Genomic DNA, 17828 nt, shown 5'->3' with positions numbered 1-17828 from the left:
TTTTTTCAGCAAATCTTGTTCTAAAGCCAAACAATATTTTCTTATATATTAATTACAAAAAAAAGCGAGACCAACTGGTCTCGCTTTTAAAACTAATTTTCTTCAATCTTTAGAAGTTATATTTTAATGCAGCGTTAAATGTTGTTCCATTTAAATTTATAAGTCCAAATCTATCTGTTTGTTGAATGGCATCATTATCAAATAAATTATAAACATTAGCTGTGAAAGTTAAATTTTGATTGTTGATACTAAAGTTATAATTTAAACCTGCATCTGAAATACTATAAGCAGGAAGTGTATTTACATTTTCAGTTTGTACAGAATTGCTATCATTAACCCATAGCTCGTCATACATATTAATATTGTAGTACAATGAGAAACCATTAAAAAGATTAGCTCTAACACCTAGACCAGCTGAAAATTGAGGTGCATTAGGAACTTTAATACCTTCTCTATCGGTTCCTGTTTCAGTAGCAACAAGCTCACCAGTTTCGTCATTATAAATAGAAACGTTTGAAGAATCTCTAAAAACCCAATTACCACCAGAAACAAATCCTGTAAAGGTAACAGCATCAATTGGTTCATACTGAATATCAAACTCAAAACCTTTGTGTAATTGTCTTACACCTCTGTCAAAGATGTTAAGTTCAATATCATCATTTGTATTATCTGGTGTACCATTATCATCAATATCACTACTTAAAATAACTCTGTTGTCCCAGTCAGTATAGTAGAAGTTTAAATTAGCTCTAAAATCTTTAGCATCATCTTCAAAAATGAAGCCAAGTTCAAGACCAGTAATTTCTTCATTGTCTACTGCTGGGTTAAGGATATCATTAGAGCCTCTAATATTTTCAAAAATGTTATCTAAGAATGGTTGTCTAGAGTAAAAACCTGCGTTAGCAAATGCTTTTATATTATTGCTAATTGCGTATGACGTACCAGCTTTTAAGTTGTAACCAACTTTGTTTTCTTTTTCAGATTTTCCTGGGTCATCAAATCTTCCTTCTCTTTGGTAAGATTGGTTAGATAGTGCTCCTTGGAAAAATGCGGTAAAACCGTCCTTTGCATACTCAACTTGGGAGAAAATCCCTTGGTAATTAATGTCTTCAGAGTAATCATAGTCAATTCTTTCACCTTCGTCTGCAAAATTAAATAATGCTGCCCAAGGTGTTGCATCAAATCTTTCAGTTACAACTGCGCCATCAGGTCTATCGTTACCCCATCCAGAAAGACCATAAAAATCTATAACTTGTCTAAAGTGATCACCGGTGTAAAATCTAACATCAGTACCAACACTAAACTCAACAGATTCAGATAAATCAGTTGTAAGTGTTGAAACAAGACCATACCACTGGTGATTATTCATTGAGCCTCTTCTAATGTAACCTGCTCCAAGTGGTGCGCTATAATCTCCACCAACTCCTATTTGTTGATTTTGTGCTGTAATTGCATCATAATCTAATTGGCCATATAATGGACCATCTCCGTCTGGGTCAGCTGTTCTGATTCGTCCATTTCCTCTTGGTCCTGTACCACCGCCGCGTCCCCAAGAAGCATAAGCTACAGAAGATAATTGTGTTTTTTCACTTATGTCCCAATCCCAGTTAAAGTTTAAAACCGGTTTATGATAAAAGTTTTGTCTTTCTGATTCAATTCCATCTTCTGTGTAGCCCCAATGTTGATTGAATTTTGGGTTTGCTTCTAATATTTCTCGTGATTGAGACCATCTTTGGCCATGCAATTGCGGTGCGCCAGTAAGTAGTAAATTGAAAGTATGATTATCATTTGGTCTATAGCCTGCAGAAATAAAGTAAGTCTGGCCTTGACCATAAGTGCCTTCAGCCCATTTTCTGTGTCCTTGCCAATGGTCTAATAAAAAAGAAAAAGACCAACCGTCAGCATTTTCGCCGGTATCATACGAAGCAGTTGCTTTGAAATAACTATCGTTTCCACCAAGTAGTCTAACAAATCCTCCTTCTTCTCTCTCAGAAGATTTCATGATCAAGTTTATTGTACCACCGACTGAAGATATAGCCAATTTTGAAGCACCTAAACCTCTTTGAACTTGAACAGCATTTGCAACATCAGCAATACCAGCCCAATTAGACCAATATACTCTACCATCTTCCATACCATTTACTGGTTGACCGTTTAATAAAGTTGCAATGTTGGTTTGATCAAAACCTCTCATATATATTTGAGAGTCACCAAAGCCAGTCTGACCTGAAACGTAAGTTGAAGGTGTATATTTTATAATTTCAGGAACTTCAACATTACCAATTGCTCTTTGCTGAATCATGCTTTTTGTTACAGTAGAAACAGCTACAGGAGTTTCTCTTGTGTTTGCCAAGTCAATGACACCATTCCCTACAATAACCACTTCGCTTAATTGATTGCCAGCTTTAAGCTTAATTTCTCCTAAATCTACTTTTGAGTTGGAGTTTAAATCAAATTTCACTTCACGTGAAGTGAAGCCTAGAAAAGAAATTTTAATTGTACCAGTTTTTAAATTTACTTTTAAAGTAAATTCACCATCAAAATCTGTTGTAGTGCCATTTTTAGTACCGTCTACAACAATATTTGCACCGGGTAACGGGCTTGAAGTTTCGGAATCAATTACAGTACCCGTAATTGTTCCTTGTGAGTAAACACTTAATCCTATTGTTAAGAATAAGCCGAGTAATAATTTTTTCATAGCGAAAATTTTAAATATTAATTTTCACCAAAAAAACACTGATTCTGACAGTTTGGGATTAATTTAAGGTTAAAATAAAATAGCTTAATGTAAGCTTTTTGATTTGAATGTTAATTTACAAAAGGAATTTTATCTAGTTGACTTTTTAAAGACTTGATAAAATCAAAGTATGCTGGTTTTAATTTTTCGGCCATAGGTTCGGCATCTGGTAAATCTTGTTTGTATGGATCTACTTGACGGCCATCTACCCAAAAGCGGTAACAAACATGTGGTCCAGTTGCTAGACCTGTACTGCCAACATAGCCAATAATATCACCTTGTTTAACATAATCGCCTACATTTACTGCTCGTCTTGACATGTGTAAGTATTGCGTTGTATATTTATTGGTATGTCTTACTTTTACATATTTACCATTACCTCTTGTGTAGCTTGACTTGATGACAACACCGTCTGCAGTAGACCAAATCGGTGTGCCTGTTGGTGCAGCATAATCTGTTCCTTTATGCGCTTTCCAACGTTTTTGAACTGGGTGAAACCGCCTTTTGGTATACCTTGAAGATATTCTTGTATATTCAAGTGGTGCTTTTAAGAAGAATTTTCTTAAGGTTTGTGCATTTTCATCAAAATAATCAGTTCGTCCTGTTGTGCTATCAACTTCAAAATTGAAACCGTAAAAATCACGATCTTTATGTCTTAACAATGAAGCTTCTACCTCATGTAGGCCTGCATAAATTGAGTCATTTATATATTTTTCTGAGTAGATAATTTTAAATTGGTCACCCTTTTGAAGCCTAAAAAAGTCTACTGTCCATTGGTAAATTTCAGAGAACCTAAGTGCGATATTATAGTTTAAACCTGCATCATCAATGGCTTGTGATAAAGATGATTTTATAATTCCGCTAGCTTCTTTCTGCTTTATGGTAACAGGTTTTTTACCTGTTGTTCCGTGAATGCTGTCTTTTAAGTTAATGACGGCATAATTTATACGGTCTTTTTCGTAAATAAAATGCGTGGGTTTTTGGAGGCTATCTTTTGTTTTTAAAATGACATAAGGCTTACCAAAATTTAGCCTTCTAAAATTTAAGATGCTATCTGAAATAGATTGGGTAATGTTATAAACGGTTGTTGGCCCAATGCCATTTTGGTCTAAGATTGTCCCAAATGTTTCTCCGCGTTTAACAGTATCTTTTTTAACTAAGTAGTTGTCGAGATTTATACCGTAGGCGATTAGCGGTTTTTTTTCAACAACTTTTGGTGTGGTTGGTTTAGTTTCAATTTCAGTTTTTTGAGAATCATCTTTACAAGAACTGAAGATAAGAATACTAAAAAAAGATAATATAAAGAGTTGATTTGATATATGTTGTTTCATTATCACCGATTAATAGGGACTAATTATTTTGCAATAATACTAAAAGAATGCTTTAAACCCTTAAATTGATCAAGGTTTGCAGTTAATGACCCAACTGCTAATTTAGCTTCAATTTTTAGAGGAACTTTATTTTCGTCGGCACTTACCCAAAAACTCAGACTTTCTTGTTCTTTAAACACGCGATCTGCTTTAACATATGGTCTAAATTTTAAGGTTGAAATGTCTCCAAATTTTGTTTCTAATATTTCTTTTTTTAAAAATTTAACCTTAAAGGGATAATTTTCTTCGTCGAAAAATAAATTTAATGTAAATGTTTGTCCTGGTTTTAAACGTTTTATATCAACTTTATTTCTTAAAAAGTATAGTACAGACATCATGTCTTGCGTTCCTTCAATAAAGCTAAATGAGTTTTTAGTGTTGTGTTTTTTGTCAATTACCTCAACGGTGTTTGTGGTATGGTTAAAGTTTAAAATTTTATTCTTTTTGTAGCCACCTTCATTTATTCTTCTCACAAATCTGACAGGTAAATTTGTGTCTGGATTGATATAAGTTTCATAATGGTCTCGAACTTTAAAAAACACATCTAACAAACCAGTCGATTTTCCGAAGCCATCGATATGCAAAACTTTTTGACCTTTTATTTTAGCTTTTTTAACTTCTATTGTGGCCTCACTAGCTTTAAACCAGCCATATTTAATTTTAAATTTCAGCCATTCGCCATTTTGATAGGCCTGTGAATGCACTGAAGCAAATGAATGAAGTAAAAGGATGAAGGCTATTTTTTTCACAATATGTTTTCTTCAAATTTATAAAACAAAAATCCTACCAAAAATTTTTAGTAGGATTTTATGAGTTCTAAGTTATCAAAACTTCTTAAAGTGTTCCTCTTAAATTCTGTTCTCGTTCTATTGATTCAAACAGGGCTTTAAAGTTTCCAGCGCCAAAACCGCGCGCGCCCATTCGCTGAATAATTTCAAAAAATAATGTTGGGCGATCTTGTACGGGTTTGGTGAAGATTTGTAGCAAATAACCTTCTTCATCAGCATCAACCATAATACCAAGGCTTTGTAGTGTTTTAAGGTCTTCTCGAAGTTCATGGCTAAATTCATCTAATCGGCCAGGGATTGCATCGTAGTAAGTTTCTGGTGGTGTGGATAAAAATTCGACACCTCTTGAGCGTAAATCGGAAACTGTTTTTACAATATCGTCAGTCGCTACTGCGATGTGTTGTACGCCTGCGCCTTCATAAAAATCGAGATATTCTTCAATTTGTGATTTCTTTTTTCCTTCGGCAGGCTCATTGATTGGAAATTTAATTCGGCCATTTCCGTTGCTCATCACTTTACTCATTAATGCTGAATATTCGGTGTGAATTTGCTTATCGTCAAAAGATAAAAAGTTAACAAATCCCATGACATCTTCATACCATTTTACCCAAGTGTTCATCTCATTCCAGCCAACATTTCCTACCATGTGGTCTATAAATTTGAGACCAACAGGTTCAGGTTTAAAGTCTGATTCTAAAGCCTTGTAACCTGGTAAAAATGTACCACTATAGTCTTTGCGTTCTACAAATAAATGCACTGTTTCTCCATAGGTGTAAATTCCAGATCTTACCACTTTGCCGTGCTCATCTTCTTCAACTGTTGGAGACATAAAACTCTTGGCGCCGCGTTTAGTGGTTTCTTCCCAAGATTTTTGAGCATCTTCAACCCAAAGTGCAATAACTTTTACGCCATCACCATGTTTTACAATATGGTTGTTTATAGGATTTTTAGAGTTGAGCGGTGATGTTAACACCAATCTTATTTTGTCTTGCTGTAAAACATAAGACACACTGTCTTTGCTTCCAGTTTCTAAACCTTTATAAGCTAAGGTCTGAAAACCAAAAGCCGATTTATAAAAGTGTGCAGCTTGTTTTGCATTACCCACATAAAGTTCTACATAATCTGTACCGAGTAATGGTAAAAAGTCTTGTGCGCCTTCAAATATTTTTTCTAGTCCGTAGTTAACTGATTTGATATCTTTCATTTTTTTCTTTGTTTTAAAGTTTATTCAAGCCAAGATTTATGGTAAGATTCATCGGCGATGTTTAAGCCTTGTTTGGTAACTTGTAATGGCTTAAAGGTGTCTACCATAACGGCTAACTCTTCTGTTTTTGATTTGCCAATACTGCGTTCGGCAGCGCCTGGATGTGGTCCGTGAGGTATGCCAGCGGGATGTAATGAGATGTGTCCAGCTTCAATATCGTTACGACTCATAAAATCGCCATCTACATAATATAAAACTTCATCGCTATCTATATTACTGTGATTGTAAGGTGCAGGAATAGCTTCTGGATGATAATCATATAATCGGGGACAAAATGAACAAACTACAAATGCATCGGTTTCAAAAGTTTGATGTACTGGTGGTGGTTGATGAACGCGACCAGTAATTGGCTCAAAGTCATGAATTGAAAATGCGTATGGATAATTATAACCATCATAACCGACCACATCAAACGGATGCGTGGCATAAACCATATCAAAAATTCGGTTTTGCTTTCTGATTTTAATTAAAAACTCACCTTTTTCGTCATTGGTTTCTAACTCGTAAGGTTGTCTAAGGTCACGTTCACAAAATGGTGAATGCTCTAATAATTGCCCAAAATGGTTGCGATAGCGCTTTGGAGTATAAATAGGACTTGAAGACTCAACTATAAAAAGTCGATTGTCTGAAGTTTCAAAATCTATTTTATAGATAACGCCACGCGGGATCACTAAATAATCACCATAACTGAAATCTAAATTACCAAGTTGCGTTCTTAACTTTCCACTGCCTTTATGAATGAATAACAACTCATCTGCATCAGCATTTTTATAAAAATAAGCTTCAGTTGAAGTTTTTGGTGCAGCTAATGTAATATTGCAGTCTTGATTGTGTAAAACTGTTTTTCGGCTGTTTAAAAAATCGTCTTCAGCCTTAATTTTAAACCCGTGAAGCCGGTAAGATTTTAAATTGTTTTCTAAAGCAATTTCAGGCGTTACATCATAAGACTGCTTAATTTCTTTAACTTGAGTTGGTCGGTGTACATGATACATATTAGACGACATGCCATCAAAACCAATGGTACCAAATAACTGTTCGTAGTATAAATCACCATTTGGTTTTTTAAAGATCGTATGTCTTTTATGTGGAATTTTACCGAGTTTATGATAAAAAGGCATAATTATTAAGATTTGTTCAAATATCGATAAAATATGCGTAAATATGAAATGAAATAGTGAATGAAATCTACTCGATTTTTGAACTGCTATGTTCGTATTTTAAAGCTAAACCCATTAAAATATATATATTTGCAGGCTAAATTCTGTTTGATTGAAGTGGTTAGGTGCATTTATAGGTTTTATTTTTAGAGGTCTCGGCGGTGCCGTTCTTGGGTTTATACTCGGTAGTATTTTAGATCGTTTATTTAGTTCAGGTTCTTCTGCTTCAGGCGGCTCGATATTTCAAACCCAAAACACCAAAGTAACGCCGAATGATTTTGAGCTCAATTTACTTTCATTAGCATCGTTAGTCATTAAAGCTGATGGCAATGTTTCACAAGCCGAAATGGATTATGTGCGCATGTATTTTGTGCAAGCTTATGGCAAAGAGCGTGCTAATGCCACTTTTAGAACCTTTAATACCGTTGTTAAAAATCGAGAAGTTTCAGCCGACCGTGTTTGTGATTATCTTAGGCCAAGATTGAGTTATGAAGTAAGATTGCAAGTTTTACATTTCTTATTTAATATCGCTAATGCCGATGGTCATGTTTCTGATGCTGAAGTGGCTATGATACAGCGTATCGCCGGCTTTTTACGTGTAGGTCATCAAGATTTTGAAAGTATTAAAGCCATGTTTTTTAAATCGGCCGATAATGCTTATAAAATTCTTGAAATTGATAAAACAGCCACAAATGCCGAAATCAAAAAAGCTTACCGTACCATGGCTAAAAAGTATCATCCAGACAAACTTCAGCACATGGATGAAGCTTATAAAAAAGGTGCTCAAGAAAAATTCACAAAAGTTCAAGAAGCTTACGAGCAACTTCAAAAAGAACGCGGTATTTAATCTTTTCTTTTTTCAGAAATTTAATATTTACATTAATTTGAGCTTAGTATCTTTACGCTGATATTTTTTGTTATGTCGGCAAGCGCAATAGAGTTAAAGCTAAAAACCTTACCTGAAAGTCCTGGTGTATACCAATATTTTGATAAAAATCAACGTATACTTTATGTTGGTAAAGCCAAAAATTTAAAAAAGCGCGTTTTATCTTACTTCAATAAAAATCACGATAGCCATCGAATTGCTGTGATGGTTAAAAAAATTGCAGAGATCAAGCATATCGTGGTTGACTCTGAAATGGATGCACTTTTGCTTGAAAATAATTTGATTAAAAAGCTACAACCACGTTTTAACGTGATGTTACGTGACGATAAAACTTACCCTTGGTTATGTATTAAAAACGAGCGTTTTCCGAGGGTTTTTTTAACCAGACGTGTGATTAAAGATGGTAGCGAATATTTTGGGCCTTACCCAAGCTTAAAAGCGGTTAAAATATTATTAGAATTAATTAAAGGCCTATACCAATTACGAACTTGTAATTATGACTTATCTGCTGAAAAAATTGCCAACGGAAAATATAAAAAATGCCTTGAATACCACATAGGTAATTGTCAAGCTCCTTGCGAAGATTTGCAAACTGAAGCCGAATATAATGCACAAATTGAAGCCATCAGGAAAATTGTAAAAGGTAATTTTAAAGATTCACTTAACAACTTTAAGCAGCAAATGCAAGACTATGCTGAAGCCATGCGGTTTGAAGAGGCACAACGCATTAAAAATAAAATAAAGGCACTTGAAAAATACCAAGCCAAATCTACGGTTGTTAATCCTAAAATTAATAATGTAGATGTATTTTCTATCGTGAGTGACGAAGGTTACGGCTATATTAATTACCTTCAAATTTCGCATGGTGCCATTATCAGGTCACATACCATTGAGTTAAAAAAGAAACTAGACGAAACAGATAAGGAATTATTAGAATTAGGGATTATTGAAATTCGGCAGCGATTTAAAGAACATTCACCGCAAATTTACGTTCCATTTGAAGTTGATTTAGGCGAAAAAACTCAAATTTCAGTACCAAAATTAGGCGATAAAAAAGCCATTGTAGACTTATCAACTCGAAACGCCAAGTATTTTAGAATGGAGCGATTTAAACAAATGAAAATTGTTGATCCTGACCGACACACCAAGCGTTTAATGGCGCAAATGAAAGAAGATTTACGCTTAAGTGAAGAACCGAAACACATCGAATGCTTCGATAATTCTAATATTCAAGGCACCAATCCTGTTGCAGCTTGTGTGGTCTTTAAAAACGGAAAACCAAGTAAAAAAGATTACCGAAAATTCAATATCAAAACGGTAGAAGGTCCAGATGATTTTGCTTCGATGGAAGAAGTCGTTTACCGCCGTTATCGCCGCTTATTAGAAGAAGGTCAAGACTTACCACAGCTTGTGATTGTAGATGGCGGTAAAGGCCAACTTTCATCTGGCGTTAAAGCTTTAGAACGTTTAGGCTTACGCGGTAAACTACCTATTATTGGTATTGCCAAGCGATTAGAGGAATTGTTTTACCCAGGAGACCAATATCCTTTATATTTAGACAAAAAATCTGAAACCTTAAAAATAATTCAACGTTTACGGGATGAAGCCCACCGATTTGGTATAACTTTTCATCGTCAAAAACGAAGCAAAGCTGCCGTTGGCACAGAACTCGAACAAATTGAAGGTATTGGTGAAAAAACAGCCATCGAACTTTTGAAGCATTTTAGGTCGGTTAAACGCATAAAATCAGCTACAAAAGCCGAACTTGCCGAAGTTATTGGACCATCAAAAGCTCAAAAAATAATCAATCACTACGCCCAAGAATCATGACCTCAAAAATTCTTTTATTAAGTTTTTTACTCAGTTGGGCAAGCTTTGCTTTTCAGCCGCAGGACATCATTCTACCAACTAACGATACTTTAAAAGTTGGCTTAGTTTTAAGTGGCGGCGGAGCCAAAGGTTTAGCACATATTGGTGTATTAAAAAAAATTGAAGAAGCTAACTTACGCATAGATTATATTGGTGGTACCAGCATGGGCGCGATTGTTGGCGGGTTATATGCATCAGGTTTTTCGGCAAATCAGCTTGACTCTATTTTTAGAAATACAAATTTTCAGAAATTAATACAAGATGAATTACCACGTGAATCGATGACGTTTTTTGAAAAGCAAGAAGCCGAACGTTATGCTTTAAAACTTAATTTTGATCGTTTTCAGTTGAAGTTGCCTTCTGGAATATCAAAAGGTCAAAATATTTACAACTTGCTTGCTCAGCTAACAGCACGCCTTCAAACCAAAGATTTTACACAATTGCCAATTCCATTTTTTTGTGTGGTTACCAACATAGAAACTGGAAAAGCTGAAATTTTAGATCACGGTAATTTAGCTGAAGCGATTTCGGCAAGTGGTTCTATACCAACCTTATTTCAACCGGTGCAAATTGATAATCAAATTTATGTTGATGGTGGTGTACTCAATAATTATCCTGTTGAAGAAATGAAAAGGCGAGGAGCAAACTTCATCATAGGCGTTGATGTACAAGATAGTTTAATGACACGCGAAAACCTAAAAAGCGGACTTGATATTTTTACACAAGTCAATAATTTCAGAACAATCAATGTTATGGCGCCAAAACGCCAATTAACCGATTTGTACATTCAACCAGATATAGACGAGTTCACAGTTTTGTCTTTTGAAGATGGTGCGAAAATTATACAAAAAGGTGAAGAAGTTGGTCTTCAGTTTTTACCAGCATTTCAAAAAATTGCTGCCCGTCAAGATGGTCAAATTCAGCATCATTCTAAATCAATAATTGATAGCTTGCAAGTGAGTTCAATTGCTATTGAAAGCAATTCGGCTTACCCACGAAATTATATCACAGGTAAGTTAAACTTCCCAACCGATGAAAAGATTGCTTTCAAGCGCTTAAATACAGGCTTAAATAATTTATCGGCTACTGACAATTTCAGGAAAATTCATTACAACTTGAAGGAAATTGATTCTGCTTTTGCTTTAAAATTAAAAGTTTATGATAATAATACCGATGCTTATTTACGTTTTAGCGCCCATTATGATGAGCTTTATAAAACATCAGTTTTAGTTAATTACACTAAAAAAAGTTTGTTTTTTGAAAATGACCACAGCTCTTTAGATTTAATTTTGGGGGATAATTTACGTTATAACTTCAACTATTACATAGACAAAGGAAAGTATTGGAGTATTGGTTTAAATTCGCGTTATAATCGTTTTGCTGATGATGTTAACTTTGAATTTATTCAGCAGAATTCAACTATTCAAAATGCTGAAATTAATTCACTCAGGTTACTAGTTGAAGACTTTACGAATCAATTTTTTATACAAACGCGTGTATATAACAGTACAATTTTTGGAGTTGGTGCCGAATTTAAACATCTTGAAGCTTCAACCAATACGTTGATTCCTGATGAAGATTCGGCCACAGGCAATGATGAATTTGTAACTCAAATAGAAAACCAAGATTTAACCAGTGTTTATACCTATTTTAAGCATGATAGTTTTGATAGTAAGTACTTTCCAAAACAAGGCTTATTTTCTGAAATTAAATATAACCTTTACTTGCCAATTGTTGATAATTATAGCGAGTTTAGCATTTTTAAGGCTAATGTTGGTGTTGCTTTTCCGATTGCTTCAAACCTGAGCACTTATCTTTCTTTAGAAGGTGGAGGCACAATTGGCAGCGATAATGTTGGTGGGTTAAATTTTTATCTAGGCGGTTATGGTAATGAAACCATTAATAACTTTAGGCCATTTTTCGGTTATGATTTTTTTACTATTTCGGCTAATTCTTATTTAAAATCAACCATTAAATTAGATTATGAGTTCATTAAAAAAAATCATCTTTTGGGTTATGTAAATTATGCTAATGCCGATAATAATTTATACAGTTCGACGGCTTGGCTTGACGCGCCAGAGTTCACGGGTTATGCGCTCGGCTATGGTGTAGAAACTATTATAGGTCCGATAAATTTAATTTGTTCTTATTCACCTGAAGTTAACAAAACCGAGTGGTATATTAGTTTAGGTTATTGGTTTTAAGCAGTGAAACGCTTATCTACTGGCATGACTTCACCACATTGATTGCAAGTTCTTAAATCTTTATTTGTATAAAAATCTTTAAAATGTTTAAGAAAATCTTGTTCAATATCGTTTAGTGGAAAATATACCTCATGTAATTTATGATTGCAGTTGTCGCAAAACCAAAGCAAGCCATCATTAATATTTAAATGCTTGCGTTTACGCTCGATAACTAAACCAATTGAGCCTTCTTTTCTTACTGGCGAATGAGGTACCTTAGCAGGATGTAAATACATGTCATCAGGACCAAGTTTCATCGTTTTTTTGTGTCCGTTTTCTTGAATATGGACTTCAATCTCGCCTTCTAATTGGTAAAATAACTCTTCGGTTTCATTATAATGATAATCTTTTCGAGCATTTGGGCCGCCAACAATCATCACAATATAATCACCAGCATCTTTATATAAATTTTTGTTGCCGACAGGCGGTTTTAAAAGTGATCGGTTTTCACTTATCCATTGTTTCAAATTAAAAGGTTGGGCTATGCTCATGTGTTTCTAATTTTGTTGTTAAAGATAATAAATTAGGTTAGGACGCTATTTAGATTTCAAAAATTATTAATTTTCCCGTAACTTTTTTTGAGATATATTGACTAACCTAAAAACAATCTTATGAAGTTAAGCAAGTTTTCAAGTTTTGAGTGGAAGAAGTTTTCACGCTCATCTTATTTTGAAAAAGGAGTTGTTGTCAAAATACTTTTAATTCTTGGCGCACTTTATTTTATTGGTCTAGCTGCCTTTTTAGGCTTTGCCATTATTTTTGGTCTTGAAAAAGCCATTCCTGATCAAGACCCTTTTGTTACGCTTAACAACTTTTTAATTTATTATGTATTAGCCGATTTAGGTTTTCGGTATTTTTTACAACAGTTACCAGTTATGAACATTAAACCGTTTATGATTATTCCTGTAAAACGCTCTAAAGTAATCAACTACTTATTGTTAAAAACAAGTCTATCGTTTTTTAATATTTTACCAATTTTATTTTTCTTACCAGTTACAGGCGTTTTGATTTATAAATCTTATGATGTTTTAGGAAGTATCATTTGGTTTATTTCATTTTTATCGATTAGTTTTTGTATTAATTATGCCAATTTTTTAATCAACAAAACCCAGGTGTTTTTCTACGCGATAATTAGTGTTTTAGCTGTTTTAGTTGGCTTAGAATATTTTAGTGTTTACCCAGTTTCTGATTTATTTGGTGACTTGTTTTACGGATTTTACACCGATAAATATTGGGCAATAATACCTATTGGCTTAGTTTATGTTCTTTTTAAAGCTAACTATAATTATATTTTAAAGCACTTTTATTTAGATGGTGCAATAGTCGAGAAAAAAGAAAGCGTTAAACAATATGATCTTAGTTTTTTAAATCGTTTCGGCAAACTCTCTACTTTTTTAAAGAATGACGTCCGAATGATTCTACGTAATGCACGACCAAAACAAGTGGTTATGATGTCGTTTTTATTTCTGTTTTATGGCTTGTTTTTTTACACACAAGATATTTATCAAGATATGCCAGCATTTTTAGCTTTTGCTTCTATGTTTATCACAGGCGGATTTTTAATTTCATTTGGGCAACTTGTACCTTCATGGGATAGCGAATATTATAAACTAATGATGAGTCAAAACATTTCATACCGCCAATATCTTGAGTCTAAATGGTTGCTAATGGTTGTGGCTTGTGTAATTTCGTTTATATTGAGTACACCCTACATTTATTTTGGTTGGAAAATTTATTTAATGATTGCTGCAGGCGCAAGTTTTAATATTGGGCTTAACTCATTTATTACTTTGTATGGTGGTGCTCTAAATCGAGTGCCAATAGAGCTTAACCAAAAAGCTAAAGCATTTAGCAATACAAATGGTTTTAACCCAACTCAGCTACTTATAAGCTTACCAAAAATTTTAGGACCGATGATTATTTTTTATATCCCTTACAAACTCCTAAATTTTAATGCTGGTTTAATTGCTTTAGCAGCAAGTGGTGTTTTAGGCTTAATTTTCAAGCAAAAGTTTCTAAGCATCGTAGAGAATGTATATCAAAAAGGAAAATATAAAACCCTTGCAGCTTTTAACGAAAAACAATAAATATTATGGATAATCAATATACAATTCAAACCCAAAATCTATCAAAGTCTTATAAAGGCGTTGAGGTTTTAAATATAGAAGAACTCAATATCCCAAAAGGCCAAAGTTTTGGTTTAGTAGGTAACAACGGTGCTGGAAAAACAACTTATTTTAGTTTGTTACTCGATTTAATTCAACCTACAACAGGTCAAATTATAAATAATGACATTGTTGTTAGCGAAAGTGAAGACTGGAAACCATTTACATCAGCATTTATAGACGAAAGTTTTTTAATCGGCTATTTAACGGCTGAAGAATATTTTTACTTCATAGCCGATTTAAGAAAAGTTACTAAAACTGAAGTAGACGAGCTTTTAGCAACTTTTGAAGATTTTTTTCATGATGAAATCCTTAACAAGAAAAAATATTTACGAGATTTATCTAAAGGCAATCAGAAAAAAGTAGGTATAGTAGCCAGTTTTATCGGAAATCCTGAAGTAATTATTCTCGATGAACCTTTTGCAAATCTAGATCCAACTACGCAAATCAGACTAAAAAAAATCATTAAAGAATTAGCATCAGCTAAACATACTACGGTTTTAATTTCAAGTCATGATTTATTACACGTCACAGATGTTTGCGAAAGAATTGTTGTGCTTGATAAAGGCGTTATTGTAAAAGATACTTTAACTAACGAGACAACCTTAAAAGAGCTTGAAGCTTATTTTGGAAGAGAAGATGAAGAAAATATTGAATTACCTGCAAAAGACCATTCAGAAGAAAGTGCACAATAAAACATTAATTTAAAGCTAAATAGTTTTAGTTGAAGTGACTCTGCTAAGTATAATCGTTTAGTCTTTATAAAAACACTATTTTTGCAACTTATAATAATTCTGTTAAAACGCAGTTATATTAAAGCACACTTCAGTTTAATGCCTAAAAATTACCGATTTCATATCATTGTTACTTTGCTAATTGTTAGTGTTTTAGCAAGTTGCTCACGTAAAAAAGATAAATTTTTAAATCGCAACTTTCATGCGATGGGTTCCTACTACAATATAATTTATAACGGCAATTTAGCGCTGTCTGAAGGTCAAGAGCAGTTAGCTGCGAGTTATAAAGAAAACTATTGGGATATTTTACCTATAGAACGTTTAGAAATAACAACTGTTGATGGCGTAAGAACAGAAGCCAAAAATGAAAAATTTAAACGTGCCGAAGAAAAAGCAACTAAAGCCATTCAAAAACACTCGATGTACATGGGTGGAAAAGAGTATAATCCGCAAATAGATGAAGCTTTTTTGTTATTAGGTAAATCGCGTTACTTCGATCAACGCTTTATTCCTGCTAAAGATGCTTTAAGTTTTATTTTAACGCACTATCCTAAAAGTAGTACCATAAATGAAGTTGAAATCTGGCTGCAAAAAACAAATTTACGTCTAGGTTACTATCAAGAAGCCATTGATAATTTAATCAATTTAATAGATACTAAAAATCTTGAGCCAGAAATAAGCGTTTTGGCCAATTCAACCTTAGCTGAAGCCTACATCATTGCCGAAAATCTTTCAGCTGCCATTACACCTTTAACTACAGCAATTCAGCTGACTAAAAATAATAATTTTAAAGGTAGAATGTTGTATGTGAAATCGCAGTTATTTCAGCAATTAGAAGAAACTGATTCAGCTTACGCTAGCTTAAATCAAATTATAGAACTTAACCGAAAAACGCCACGCGACTATCGTATTCATTCATTTTTAGAACAAAAAAAACTAAAAGATTATACCAAAGTTCATTTTGATTCAACAGTGTTGTTTTTTCAAGACTTAAGCGAAAATCGCGAAAATAGACCGTATTTAGATTTTATTTTTTACGAGGAAGCTCAGTTTTTTAGAGCGAATGACTCTTTGAAGCAAGCTATTATTTCTTACAATAAATCTTTAAAAGAAAATCCACAAGACCGTTATTTGAAAGCTCAAGATTACAAAGAGTTAGGAGACATTTATTTTAATCGTGCCAATTATATAACCGCAGGAAAGTACTACGATAGTACTTTGGTCAATTTAACTAAGCGAACACGTGAAAAATTAAGGATTAAGAAAAAGCGTGAAAACCTTGTTGACGTTATTAAATTTGAAGGCATTGCTAAAACCAATGATAGTATTTTGTGGCTGGTAAATGCTAATAAAAAACAGCGAATAGATTATTTTGAAACCTACATAGATTCACTAAAAGCTGAAGCAGAAAGTGTTTTTGCTTCTGAAGATGCCATACAACTCGGCAGTGATTTTAAACGTCGTGAAAGCAGTAGAAGTAGTGCTAGTTCTGGTTCTTCTTCATTTTATAACGAAAAATCAAAGAAGCGCAGTTTTGAAAAGTTTAAAGAAACTTGGGGTAATATTAAATTAACCGATAACTGGAGAACCAACCCACAATCAGGTTCGTTTGCTTCAAAAGATGTTACCGAAACTACTGAAGAAGATAAGTTTACAGCACCAGAGTTTCAGGTAGAAACTTATATTGCTCAAATTCCTACAAAAAAGGCGATGATTGACTCTATTAATGATGAGCGCAATTTTGCCTATTATCAATTAGGGATTATTTATAAAGAAAAATTTAAACGTCTTGATCTAGCTTCAGCAAAACTAGAAGCTGTATTGCAACAACAACCTGAAGAGCGTTTGGTATTGCCATCAAAATATTATTTGTATAAAATTTATCAAGAGACAGGTCAATCAGCTTTAAAAGAAAAGTGGAAAAATGACATTTTAAACAACTATCCGGAGTCTAATTATGCTAAAATTATTAGAAATCCAAAAGCACTTCTTGAGGACGAAAATAGTCCATCAAGTTTATATTACAAGACTTATAAACAGTTTGAATCGGGTCAATTTAAAGCTGTTTTAGAAAATTCTAATAGGTACTCAGCACAATTCACAGGAACTTCAATAGTACCAAAATTTGAATTATTAAAAGCAAAAGCCATTGGCAGAACTCAAGGATTAAAAGCCTACAAAACAGCCTTGAATTATGTTGCTTTAACTTTTCCGCAGTCTGAAGAAGGTAAATATGCACAGCAACTTTATAATACTGTTGATCAAAACTTTATCAAAAATAAATTTGAAAAGCCAGATGAAGACGCTACGTTTAAATTGGTTTATGAACTTCAAGAACAAAACCATAATTCGGAGAAATTAAAAGAATTAATCAATAAGTTCTTGATTGAAGAAGGTTTAAATTTTAAAGTAACAGTCGAATTTTACACCGACCAAATAGATTTCTTAATTATTCACGGCTTAAATTCAAAATTAGGTGCTGAAGGTTTGGCTAAAAAGTTAAAACAGGTTGAAGAACTCTTGTCAATTAAATATTTTACAGCATCTTCGAATAATTATAAAGTTATTCAGATTTATAAAAACAAAAACGAGTATTTAGAAACACAATCATAGCC

12 protein-coding genes are annotated in these 17828 nt (G+C 33.5%); 6 read left to right on the top strand and 6 right to left on the bottom strand.

Annotation, left to right across the window (positions count from 1 at the left end; genetic code table 11):
* Nucleotides 1–109: 109 nt before the first annotated feature.
* From BUB82_RS06770 to BUB82_RS06750, 5 genes are all read right to left on the bottom strand, one after another.
* Nucleotides 110–2698 (bottom strand): TonB-dependent receptor, encoded by a 2589-nt coding sequence (locus tag BUB82_RS06770; protein ID WP_073192850.1) that lies wholly within the window; start codon nucleotides 2696–2698, stop codon nucleotides 110–112.
* Between the two features lie 110 nt (nucleotides 2699–2808).
* The gene (locus BUB82_RS06765; RefSeq protein WP_073192849.1) at nucleotides 2809–4068 is read right to left on the bottom strand and encodes a M23 family metallopeptidase; all 1260 of its coding nucleotides are present in this window, start codon (nucleotides 4066–4068) and stop codon (nucleotides 2809–2811) included.
* Nucleotides 4069–4091: 23 nt separating this feature from the next.
* The gene (locus BUB82_RS06760) at nucleotides 4092–4856 is read right to left on the bottom strand and encodes a DUF3108 domain-containing protein (RefSeq protein WP_073192848.1); all 765 of its coding nucleotides are present in this window, start codon (nucleotides 4854–4856) and stop codon (nucleotides 4092–4094) included.
* An 85-nt stretch (nucleotides 4857–4941) separates the two neighbouring features.
* Nucleotides 4942–6099, bottom strand: coding sequence for a 4-hydroxyphenylpyruvate dioxygenase (hppD, locus tag BUB82_RS06755; RefSeq protein WP_073192847.1), 1158 nt, complete (start codon nucleotides 6097–6099; stop codon nucleotides 4942–4944).
* A gap of 20 nt (nucleotides 6100–6119) precedes the next feature.
* Entirely contained in the window at nucleotides 6120–7277 is a 1158-nt protein-coding gene (locus tag BUB82_RS06750) for a homogentisate 1,2-dioxygenase (RefSeq protein ID WP_073192846.1), read from the bottom strand.
* A 151-nt stretch (nucleotides 7278–7428) separates the two neighbouring features.
* Between BUB82_RS06750 and BUB82_RS06745 the strand changes: the two genes are divergently transcribed.
* The 3 genes from BUB82_RS06745 to BUB82_RS06735 all read left to right on the top strand — a co-directional run bounded on the left by BUB82_RS06745 (nucleotide 7429) and on the right by BUB82_RS06735 (nucleotide 12275).
* A complete protein-coding gene (locus tag BUB82_RS06745; protein ID WP_073192845.1) occupies nucleotides 7429–8163 on the top strand; it encodes a TerB family tellurite resistance protein in 735 nt (244 codons plus the stop codon).
* 72 nt (nucleotides 8164–8235) lie between these two features.
* Nucleotides 8236–10032: an excinuclease ABC subunit UvrC gene (gene uvrC, locus BUB82_RS06740; protein WP_073192844.1), complete on the top strand. Its 1797-nt coding sequence runs from the start codon at nucleotides 8236–8238 to the stop codon at nucleotides 10030–10032.
* Nucleotides 10029–12275 carry a patatin-like phospholipase family protein gene (locus tag BUB82_RS06735; RefSeq protein ID WP_073192843.1) on the top strand — a complete coding sequence of 749 codons (2247 nt, stop codon included), beginning with the start codon at nucleotides 10029–10031 and terminating at the stop codon, nucleotides 12273–12275. Before uvrC ends, BUB82_RS06735 begins: the two co-directional genes overlap by 4 nt.
* On the opposite strand, the gene BUB82_RS06730 is transcribed toward BUB82_RS06735, so the two are convergent.
* Nucleotides 12272–12805, bottom strand: a complete 534-nt coding sequence (locus tag BUB82_RS06730) for a 3-hydroxyanthranilate 3,4-dioxygenase (RefSeq protein WP_073192842.1) — start codon at nucleotides 12803–12805, stop codon at nucleotides 12272–12274. The two genes, BUB82_RS06735 and BUB82_RS06730, sit on opposite strands and share 4 nt — an antisense overlap.
* Nucleotides 12806–12925: 120 nt before the next feature.
* On the opposite strand from BUB82_RS06730, the gene BUB82_RS06725 reads away from it, so the two are divergent.
* The 3 genes from BUB82_RS06725 to porW all read left to right on the top strand — a co-directional run bounded on the left by BUB82_RS06725 (nucleotide 12926) and on the right by porW (nucleotide 17826).
* The gene (locus tag BUB82_RS06725; protein WP_073192841.1) at nucleotides 12926–14401 is read left to right on the top strand and encodes a DUF5687 family protein; all 1476 of its coding nucleotides are present in this window, start codon (nucleotides 12926–12928) and stop codon (nucleotides 14399–14401) included.
* Nucleotides 14402–14406: 5 nt separating this feature from the next.
* Nucleotides 14407–15174 carry an ABC transporter ATP-binding protein gene (locus BUB82_RS06720; protein ID WP_073192840.1) on the top strand — a complete coding sequence of 256 codons (768 nt, stop codon included), beginning with the start codon at nucleotides 14407–14409 and terminating at the stop codon, nucleotides 15172–15174.
* Nucleotides 15175–15312: 138 nt separating this feature from the next.
* Nucleotides 15313–17826, top strand: a complete 2514-nt coding sequence (porW, locus tag BUB82_RS06715) for a type IX secretion system periplasmic lipoprotein PorW/SprE (RefSeq protein WP_073192839.1) — start codon at nucleotides 15313–15315, stop codon at nucleotides 17824–17826.
* Nucleotides 17827–17828: the final 2 nt, after the last annotated feature.

It is taken from the genome of Psychroflexus salarius, assembly GCF_900129035.1.
GTDB classification, from domain to species: domain Bacteria; phylum Bacteroidota; class Bacteroidia; order Flavobacteriales; family Flavobacteriaceae; genus Psychroflexus; species Psychroflexus salarius.
The sequence above is the reverse complement of the archived record's forward strand: the minus strand, read 5'-3'. Positions and strand labels throughout refer to the sequence as shown.

Coding starts and splice junctions, on each gene's coding strand:
- BUB82_RS06770 (WP_073192850.1), bottom strand. CDS start 2,698: ATGAAAAAATTATTACTCGGCTTATTCTTAACAATAGGATTAAGTGTT.
- BUB82_RS06765 (WP_073192849.1), bottom strand. CDS start 4,068: ATGAAACAACATATATCAAATCAACTCTTTATATTATCTTTTTTTAGT.
- hppD (WP_073192847.1), bottom strand. CDS start 6,099: ATGAAAGATATCAAATCAGTTAACTACGGACTAGAAAAAATATTTGAA.
- BUB82_RS06750 (WP_073192846.1), bottom strand. CDS start 7,277: ATGCCTTTTTATCATAAACTCGGTAAAATTCCACATAAAAGACATACG.
- uvrC (WP_073192844.1), top strand. CDS start 8,236: ATGTCGGCAAGCGCAATAGAGTTAAAGCTAAAAACCTTACCTGAAAGT.
- BUB82_RS06735 (WP_073192843.1), top strand. CDS start 10,029: ATGACCTCAAAAATTCTTTTATTAAGTTTTTTACTCAGTTGGGCAAGC.
- BUB82_RS06730 (WP_073192842.1), bottom strand. CDS start 12,805: ATGAGCATAGCCCAACCTTTTAATTTGAAACAATGGATAAGTGAAAAC.
- BUB82_RS06725 (WP_073192841.1), top strand. CDS start 12,926: ATGAAGTTAAGCAAGTTTTCAAGTTTTGAGTGGAAGAAGTTTTCACGC.
- BUB82_RS06720 (WP_073192840.1), top strand. CDS start 14,407: ATGGATAATCAATATACAATTCAAACCCAAAATCTATCAAAGTCTTAT.
- porW (WP_073192839.1), top strand. CDS start 15,313: ATGCCTAAAAATTACCGATTTCATATCATTGTTACTTTGCTAATTGTT.